Genomic DNA, 8,571 nt, shown 5'->3' on the forward strand with positions numbered 1-8,571 from the left:
ATTCATATAAATTCTAAATAGTATTTTATGAGGTAATTTTTAACTATTTTTAGATAAAAGTACCCAACATTAGTATTTTCGGCATTTTGAGAGAATTATGAAGTGAAAACCCAAGAAAAATCGGGTGGTGATAGAAAAGCATAGTCGACTGTCCGAGTACTTTTTCGCCAGCGAAAAAGTTTTAGAGGCGTAGAGACTGGAGTGCAGCATCACGAGAAAAAGTAAACACGAAGAGCAGTAGCGATTCGATGTTGTGACTTATCGTAAGTGTGCTGAGCGAAGTCTCCTAGCCTCTAGAAGGCGGAGCAGGACACATCTTGATTTTTGTCGAATAAAAACCGGCTGACATATGATGTCCAGCCGGTTTTAAGAGATTATTTTACGATTTGAAGTTCCTTCGCATTGTCGCTTCTGATGTAAGCCACTGTATAATCCGGAGAGTCGGATAGGGTCTTATACCAGATGCCGTCATATTCAGGAATTTCATCTAGAATGACAAATGGCGCTCCTTGATAATGGTAGGTGAATTGGGCTGCCAGCTGAGTATTCGAAGATTTACGTACATTGATGAAATCAGTCGTAGACGCCGCTACACGATAATCCCCAAAATCCTTTCTTCCTGATTCCGTATCGATTTGATACATCATTCCAGCTATTTTTTCTCCCCAATAAGCGTCGCCAGCATAATGGACATTCATTCCACGAGCTTTATTGCCAAGGATTGCTCCTTTTGCATAAGAGCTGTCTGGATTGATGTAGCTGTCATTAATCATTTTCGCATAGAATTCAACACAGTCTGAAAGCGAGTCGAATGAAAGAGCCTCTCCGAATGCATTGCCGTCATATGCTTTGATACCAAAAATATTATTCTTGTTTTTCGCGATCAAGCTCGTTCCATACTGGCTCTCGATGATAGCGTGTGAAAGCATGAATAAGGCATTTACGCGATATTTTGCTTCGGCCGCTTTAAATTCTGCACCTAGTTCAGCTAAAGGACTTCCAGGCTGTTTACTTTCAACGAATTGATTTAACTCATCCGCTGTATAATTTGTCGATGTTCTTAATGGAAGCACACTGAAATATTGATAGCCTGTACCTGCAATGTTCCCTGCTGCATCCATAAATTTGCTTCCATCCTGGCTGTAATACTTATTTCCTTCACTCAAGAAAGAAGGTGCTTTCCCAATGATAAATGGATCATAAAATCGGCTGGATTGTTTAAAGACATAATGATAAAGCTGACCGTCCTCTACTTTGTAAAATGAACGGTTTTCTACAAGCTGAGCAGGATGAAGATTAATTTCTTCATGTTTCACATATCCTGTTTTGCCTGCAAATTCTACTTTAACACTATTTTCGTCAGCGTCGATATAGTTCAATTCTGCTTCATCAGAAACATATGTTAACTGTGTTTTTAAGTCCTTATCATAAATGATCGCTGTGTTTTTTGGTACAACCAGACCAGATTTCATTTTGTAAACGGCACCATTGACAAGAATAACTTGATTGTTAGAATCCGTGATTGCTTGCTCCGCTTCCGCAAACGTTTTAAATGATTGACCTGACTCTTTAATAGTTCCACTCTGAATGGAAGCTACTTTATATTGTCCGTTAACGGCATTCAGCATCCGATAGATGACCGCTGCCGCCTGTTCGCGTGTTGCATCGTTTTTTGGTTCAAAGCGGAAAGTACCGGGCTTTTCAGCATTTGGAATCCCGTTAATAATCTTATAATGAACATTGACCATAACTTCTCTTTTGAATTCAGAAGAAGTGAACTGGTTGTTATCCGTAAAATTGATCGGATCGGCGATTTTTTCGACTTTTTTATACGTCAGTGCCCTTCCAATCATAACGGCCATCTGCTCGCGGCTTATTTTATCATTTGGACCAAAGTTCCCATTTGAGTACCCTGTGACGATACCTGCTTTGTTCGCATTATAAATGCCCGCAGCCAGCTTTGAGCTTGGCGCTACATCAGGAAATGAACCTGACCCTTGTGGAAGCTTTAATGCCCTGGAAATGAAAGTCGCAAATTCTCCTCTTGTGACAGACTTTTTAGGCATCAAGTCTCCTTTTTCATTTCCTTGCATGATTTTGAGATCCACGACAGCTTGAAGTTCTTTACCAAGAGCCGTTGCAGCAGATGCTTTACCTGGTGCATATGTACTCACTGCAATAAGCAATGCGAGAATGAATATAGCTGCTTTTCTCATTATTTCCCTCCTATTAATTTACTCTTCTATCATCCTACCATAATATGGATTACAGTGCATCGTTATGGAATATATAAACAAAAATGAGGGCTAAATGACTAGATTGATTGTTTCTGGGAATGCACTGAGAGAACTTTTCTTATTAAGGAGAAATGTTTGGATTCCAAGGAGGTGTCCAAGAAGGCTGACACGCCCCAGTTTTTGTCGGTTTTTGTAAGTTTTCCTTGTATCCATCGATATGCGAAGCCTGCATTAGGTTAATTTAGTTGAAAAAGTGCAGGTGGCGCATAGGAGTATGAGTTTGGCCCATAGCCGCAACCGATCGGCGCATAACGGGGCGATTTTCGCGCATAGAGCCAAAAAAGCGGCGCATAGCCAATAGATTCTGGCGCATAGGGTCCGCGGAAGAGGCTAAAACTCTTGCTTTTTCGTCATTTAGTCACTCTACCAGACACCTTCTAAACCTTTTTCCATATACATAGCCTATTCCGAAGAACTTTCACTCTCATTTCATCTCATTTTCCACACTAATGTAAAAAAGCGCAAGCGCCTTGGTCAGCCCCCACTATCATAAGACGGAACTCGAAGAAAATCCTAGTTAAGTAGAGGTGCGGCTTAGGACCTCAACGGGCTAGACGCTGAATCTGGACAGCGAATAACTTTTTATTATCTCCTTAACGATAAAAAAGACATAACCCCTAGAGGTTATGCCTTTCATTCATCCGGACTTAAAATTCAGTCCCATTAAAAACTTATTTTCCAAAATACACTTTCAGCTTATACGGATTAATTGTTGAGTTCCCCATTACATCGCGTACTTTGATCTGGTAGCTACCTTTCTTTAGGGAAAGAGCCATTACCTCGTCATCTCCAAAAGCATAATAATCGGCTTCTTTAATGAGTTTTCCATTTTGATAGACTGATATGACGCCGTCGACTTCCATGCCTGTTTCCAGCTTTATTTTAACAGGAGAGTCTTTCGTCACATTTAGTGCATACCAATCTTCATCGCCGTAAGGGACTCCGCTGTTCAAGTAGCCTTCTTTTGTATAAAGATTCCCAGTCACTTTGTTCAATTTCAATGGTTTGCTTGCTACATTATTTTTAACGATGGAGCCTCTGTCCTCATCCTTCTCATTGACAGGGCTTAAATGCAGCTTATACGGAGTCAATGTAAATGGCAGATAGCTGTCCACATATCCAGATACCACGACAAAATAATGTTTGCCTTTTTCCACTTTGATGGAGCCGAACGTATAGCCCTGCTCGGTCATATGATCCACAAGCTGCACCGTTGCATTTTCATTTTCATCAAGCTTATGGTTATTGTTTACGTCTTCGAGTACAGCTGCCATTCCATAGAATGGGGAAAATAATTCTGCCGGCAGTTTATCTTTCAAGGATTTAGCTGCCGTTCCTCTTTCCATCGTCAATCCCATGATGGCATCTTTAGGCGCTGTGTAATAGTAAATGTCTTGATCGAACGGTTTAGAGAAATTAGCCGTGAGCGAGTCAGACGTCAGTTTCTTGGCATCTTTAAAGTCATCATTGGTCTCATAGGAATCTCCAATATTGTCTGCCAATTTCTTGGATGATAGGGTGTATCCGTCAAACGGAATGGAGCCTGAGAAATAATCTGCTCCTATTCTGACAAAATACTGCTGGCCTTTTTCCAAAACCGTATAAAGAGTTGGAGTCACTTCTACATTTGACCAGCCCCATTTTGTGTTCTCAGCAACCTGCTGAAGGTACGGTCTTGCATTGTCTTCATCTGTTTCAGGCTGGACCAGTTTATAAATTTGAATCATCGGACGCTCTTTCGAGGACGGGTTGATCGAAAACTCAAATATCCCGGATTCACTTGCGCCTATTTGCAGCCAGTCTTCATCTCCCTGGTTTTGCAAATACCCCTCAGCATCATTTCCAATCATATAGTCTGGTGCTTGGTCCTGCAGCATTTGGATGAATTGAGCTTCTGGATCGAGCTCTTCTCCCTCGGAAGCAGATGCCATTTTTACACGCTGTGCTTTCAAGCCCATTTCTTCTTTCGCTGCCGTTTCACTTTGACCAGGATCCCCGTAGAACGGGAAGGCATCTTCATCTTCCGGCATGACTTTCCCGTCAATGGTTAAAGTATAAGAGTTCATAGAATTTTCTGCTTCTACTTTTTCCATTCCAGGGTTCATGAAATAGTCGTAATAGCCAAAATAATTATTTGGATTATTTGATGCTTTCACATAATAATCCATATCAGGGTCTGCTTGGAATACGAGTGTTTCCCCTTCACCAGCACCACCAGAATTTTGATAGTACATCGGGTCAATGACATGCTTTTCAGCTGCAGCATCCGCTTTTTCCACTTCCCCTTCTTTCGGTTCATCACCTGTGCCGAAGCCCAATTGATCTGCAGTGAATACGCTAAGGTTTGAATCAACTCCCGCTATGCCGGATAGATTGATTTTAACCATTTGCTGTTCATCGACTTTAAAATGAAAATAGTCGTCATCTCCATTTTCAGCGTCACCCATAAAATACATAGGCGTTTCCTTGCTGTTATATGGAAGTGCGTTGATTTCGACAGGGGTTTCAAGGCTGGATTCATCCTCGTAGGCGCCATTCCCAACAGTAACGTTCAATGTGTAGTTGGATTTCCTAGCGCTTGTATCATCATAGCTTCCATTGACATCTTTCACAGAAACCAAAAGCGTTCCCGAAAAAGGAGCCTCCATGTATTTAGCTTCTGTCTTTCCTTCTCTGACATTGTTTACCTTGATGGTCCGTTCTTCTTCCTCAGAGACCAAATGTAATTCCATCATATAGTCATACTGCTTGGAACCATTCAAATTCAGTTGGATCTTGTCCCCTTTTTGGACTTCCAATTTATATAGCTTCTCATCCTGAGCCTTAACAAAATAGCCCTTAGAGGAAGTTTCCTTTTCCCCCGACAGATCTATGGCCCTTTTGAGTTTATCTTCAAGGCTTAGCTTTGTTTTCACGAGTGAAGGCAATTTTTTGACATCATATTTCATTGCTTTGACAGGATTGATCAAGCCATTACCGTATTTCACATCAAAGCCTTTGTCCCCTAAGTCGTCCGCTGTATGTTCTAAAATATATTCTACTTGAGCAGGAGTCAGCTTCGGATTTTTGGTAAGCATCAATGATACCAGACCAGTGACTACAGGTGTTGCCATGGATGTACCGCTCATATTGGCAAAAGTGGATTTTTTCTCGTAGTCGTAAAGCGTACTATAAATGTCCTCGCCAGGTGCTACCACGTCTACCGACGGTCCATACGATGAGAAATCAGCGAGCTTTTTCTTTTTATTGATGGCCCCAACACTGATGACGCCTTCATAGGCAGCTGGATAGCTGATGGAATCGTCGCCTGTATTGCCCGCTGCCGCCACAACAATGACATTCTTACTAAGGGCTGTCTGTACAGCTTCCTCAATAATTGGGGATGTCATAGGTCCGCCGAGGCTCAAGTTGATGACATCCGCTCCCTTTTTGACCGCCGCCAGAATTCCTTGGGCGATGGCAAAATCATATGCACCCCATCCACGGTTAAACACATCAATCGGAAGGATTTCCACATTCGGATTGATTCCATATCCCCCGATTCCATTATCTTTGGCAGCACCAATGATTCCTGCCACATGCGTACCGTGAAAATCCGGCATCGCCTGGTTCATCGGATTGACAGCGTTGTAAGATGGCATCAAATTTTTGATATCAGGATGGGACGGATCCACACCTTGATCGACCACTGCTACAATCACTTTATTTTTTCCAGCAAGTTTTTGGGCATCAGATGTATGAAGCATAGAATGCATGTATTGCTGACCGGCTTTTGGATCCGGCATTCCCAGTGTTGTATACATGGCACTCGGTTTTACGAGAAGTGTATTTTTACTATTTTGGAAGTATTGTATACTGTTCTGCAATTTATTCTTATCTTTCACTTTTACAATTGCATAATTCAATTCCGGAACAACTTGAAGCAATTGTGTCCCAGCTTGAGAATATTCTTTGTAGGCAAATGGTTTTTTGTATTTAATGACCAAGGTGTCCTCACTAAGTGCCTTATGGTCTTTATCAAAGTTCCCTTGATCCAACAATGGACTTTTATCCGATAAAGACGCTGCATTGTAGCTCCCTTTGTCTTTCGCCATTACATTATACGGAACTGTTCCCATCCCGCTTAATGCAATTCCTGCAGACAAACTGATTGCCATCATGCTTTTGCTAATTTTTTTCATATTGACCCCCTACTAAACTGGAATATTTTTCTTTCCTATTTCATTCTAGGTGAATATTCACAGAGATTGCAATATAGTAGACTGCTATTTCTTCACAAAAGTTTCGCTAGGTTTAGACAATATTTAGGAATATAATGTTGTAGTAGAAATGTTCCTATAACTTTATTAAACATCCTGTCGAATGAGAAAGAGGTTAAAATATGAAGCGGTTCAAGAAAAACAGACTATGGCCATTGGGGGCTGCCGTTCTTTGCGCTCTCTTACTAGTCTGTTTTTTCATTGTGAAAATAATAGAAAACAAGGAGGCGCCACCCCTTCCTATTTACGATGGACTGAAATTAAATATCAGCAGTCCGGATGCTCACTATATTAAAATTGATGAAAAACAGAAAAAATATGATTCCATTACAGATCATCAATTTTTATATTCAATTAAAAGGTCGGGGAAACAGATAGGCTATCTGTCCATTACAAAAAGGACCCTCCCTAACCATGATGTTGTGTTTTTTGAAAAAATGAGGCTTCTTAGCGGCACTAACTATGCTGTAGCAAAACTGAATATTACACCTGAAGACTCGATGACCGTTGCCTTCAACGATTGGAATAAAGAAAAAAAAGTGGTAGAGCACCACGAGGATTTCGGGGAAGACCCTACCACCAATCCGGATGGTTTATATAAAATGAAAGGGAAAGAAAAGCAGTTTGAATTCGTGCTGGGCAATTCTTTCAGGTCAAGGGAAATGGTCAAAAGTTATAATAAAGATCAAAAAAGCAAGATTCGTGAATTGATTGCTGAAGACCATCCTACCGGAAAAGACCAAGGGAAAATTTCAATCACTTTAAAGGGTAATGCGGACGAAATCACTGAGTCCTGGTTTGTAATCAGTAAAGACAAGCTCTTTAAAAATGAGGACACCGAAAAGGATTGGGTCTCCTTTAGTTTGCATAACCCTACGAAAACAAATAATTGGCTGACTGAAAACGGACCGATCAATAAATTGCCATGGTCCATCGAACCTTTTACGAAAATGGGGTACGGACGCAATCTCGGGCGCTTTCAGGACCGTGAATCCCTGGACAGATATCAATCCACACACGAACGCCTCTTTTATGATTTGACGCTCAACTCCTATGCGGATCTGAAGAAATATCAACAAGAAAAAGGAACAGATCATTGGGAAACTGAGTACACGAGCACCTGGCTGAAAAAAGCTTACGGAATTAAAGCTCCTTATGTAGACACACGTCACAATGAATATATTTCATTATTCCTTTCAGATGTGAGGAAAACATTTAAACTTGGTGATCCTAATGCACCGATTTTGGGTTACGCCAACTATCTATTGAGTCAAATCAAAAAAGATAACACCATTAAAGTTGGAGATTCCTACTTAATCAGAGACTATTACAGTCCATATAGCAAAGAAGAGAATCACACACATTCCTCCCTCAACCATGAACTTGGCGGATTGAATATGCTGCTTCATGCATACGAGGCATCGAATGACACAAAGTATCTAGCGGGGGCCAAAACGATACTGAATGGAATTGAATCGTTGGGAGATCAATGGATCAGAGATAACGGTGATTTATGGTACCAGGTGAACAGTGATTTGACGTTCAGCGGTGGAGACTACGAGCAGCTGACATTGATAGACCTTCTGAATACACAGGGGAATCTATATGATGTCGGTTTGAAGCCAAGCGCAGTGCTTCAGGAGTTAATAGATGCGAAGGTTGCGTATCTGCAGAGTGAAGACATTGAGCTTTTGCCTGAAGTTGCTATTTTAATAGATGAGAATGGAAAAAATGCAGCATTTTCTTAAAGAAATGGTGTGGGGCATGAGGCTGCTGCGACACGAAAGAACACTGTCACGGCCCGGTTTTTGTCGGATATTGTCGCGGCTGACGCACGAGGATTTGTCATTGTTTGGAAGTTATTTCAACTGGCGCATAAGCATGAGGTTTTCACGCGTAAACAGCACTGACCGGCGCATATGGACTTCTGTCAATAAAGTAGACACTTATATGCAAGTAAATGGCGTACTTTTTTTCTTCCGCGCTTCGTTTTCACTCCGCTTGGAGGCCTCTGC

General features: G+C 41.3%; 3 protein-coding genes. 1 reads left to right on the forward strand and 2 read right to left on the reverse strand.

Translation table 11 applies throughout. The annotated features are described in order from the left end of the window. Positions 1 to 374: 374 nt before the first annotated feature. The gene (locus DFR59_RS15355) at positions 375 to 2,216 is read right to left on the reverse strand and encodes an S-layer homology domain-containing protein (RefSeq protein ID WP_114746551.1); all 1,842 of its coding nucleotides are present in this window, start codon (positions 2,214 to 2,216) and stop codon (positions 375 to 377) included. Positions 2,217 to 2,968: 752 nt separating this feature from the next. Further along, positions 2,969 to 6,478, reverse strand: coding sequence for a S8 family peptidase (locus DFR59_RS15360; protein WP_114746552.1), 3,510 nt, complete (start codon positions 6,476 to 6,478; stop codon positions 2,969 to 2,971). A 200-nt stretch (positions 6,479 to 6,678) separates the two neighbouring features. Between DFR59_RS15360 and DFR59_RS15365 the strand changes: the two genes are divergently transcribed. Beyond that, positions 6,679 to 8,304 (forward strand): hypothetical protein, encoded by a 1,626-nt coding sequence (locus DFR59_RS15365; protein WP_114746553.1) that lies wholly within the window; start codon positions 6,679 to 6,681, stop codon positions 8,302 to 8,304. Positions 8,305 to 8,571 lie beyond the last annotated feature (267 nt).

The sequence above is a fragment of the Falsibacillus pallidus genome (assembly GCF_003350505.1).
In the GTDB taxonomy this organism is placed as follows: domain Bacteria; phylum Bacillota; class Bacilli; order Bacillales; family DSM-25281; genus Falsibacillus; species Falsibacillus pallidus.

Excerpts from the sequence above, each read along its gene's own strand:
- DFR59_RS15365 (WP_114746553.1), top strand. The coding sequence starts at position 6,679 with ATGAAGCGGTTCAAGAAAAACAGACTATGGCCATTGGGGGCTGCCGTT.
- DFR59_RS15360 (WP_114746552.1), bottom strand. The coding sequence starts at position 6,478 with ATGAAAAAAATTAGCAAAAGCATGATGGCAATCAGTTTGTCTGCAGGA.
- DFR59_RS15355 (WP_114746551.1), bottom strand. The coding sequence starts at position 2,216 with ATGAGAAAAGCAGCTATATTCATTCTCGCATTGCTTATTGCAGTGAGT.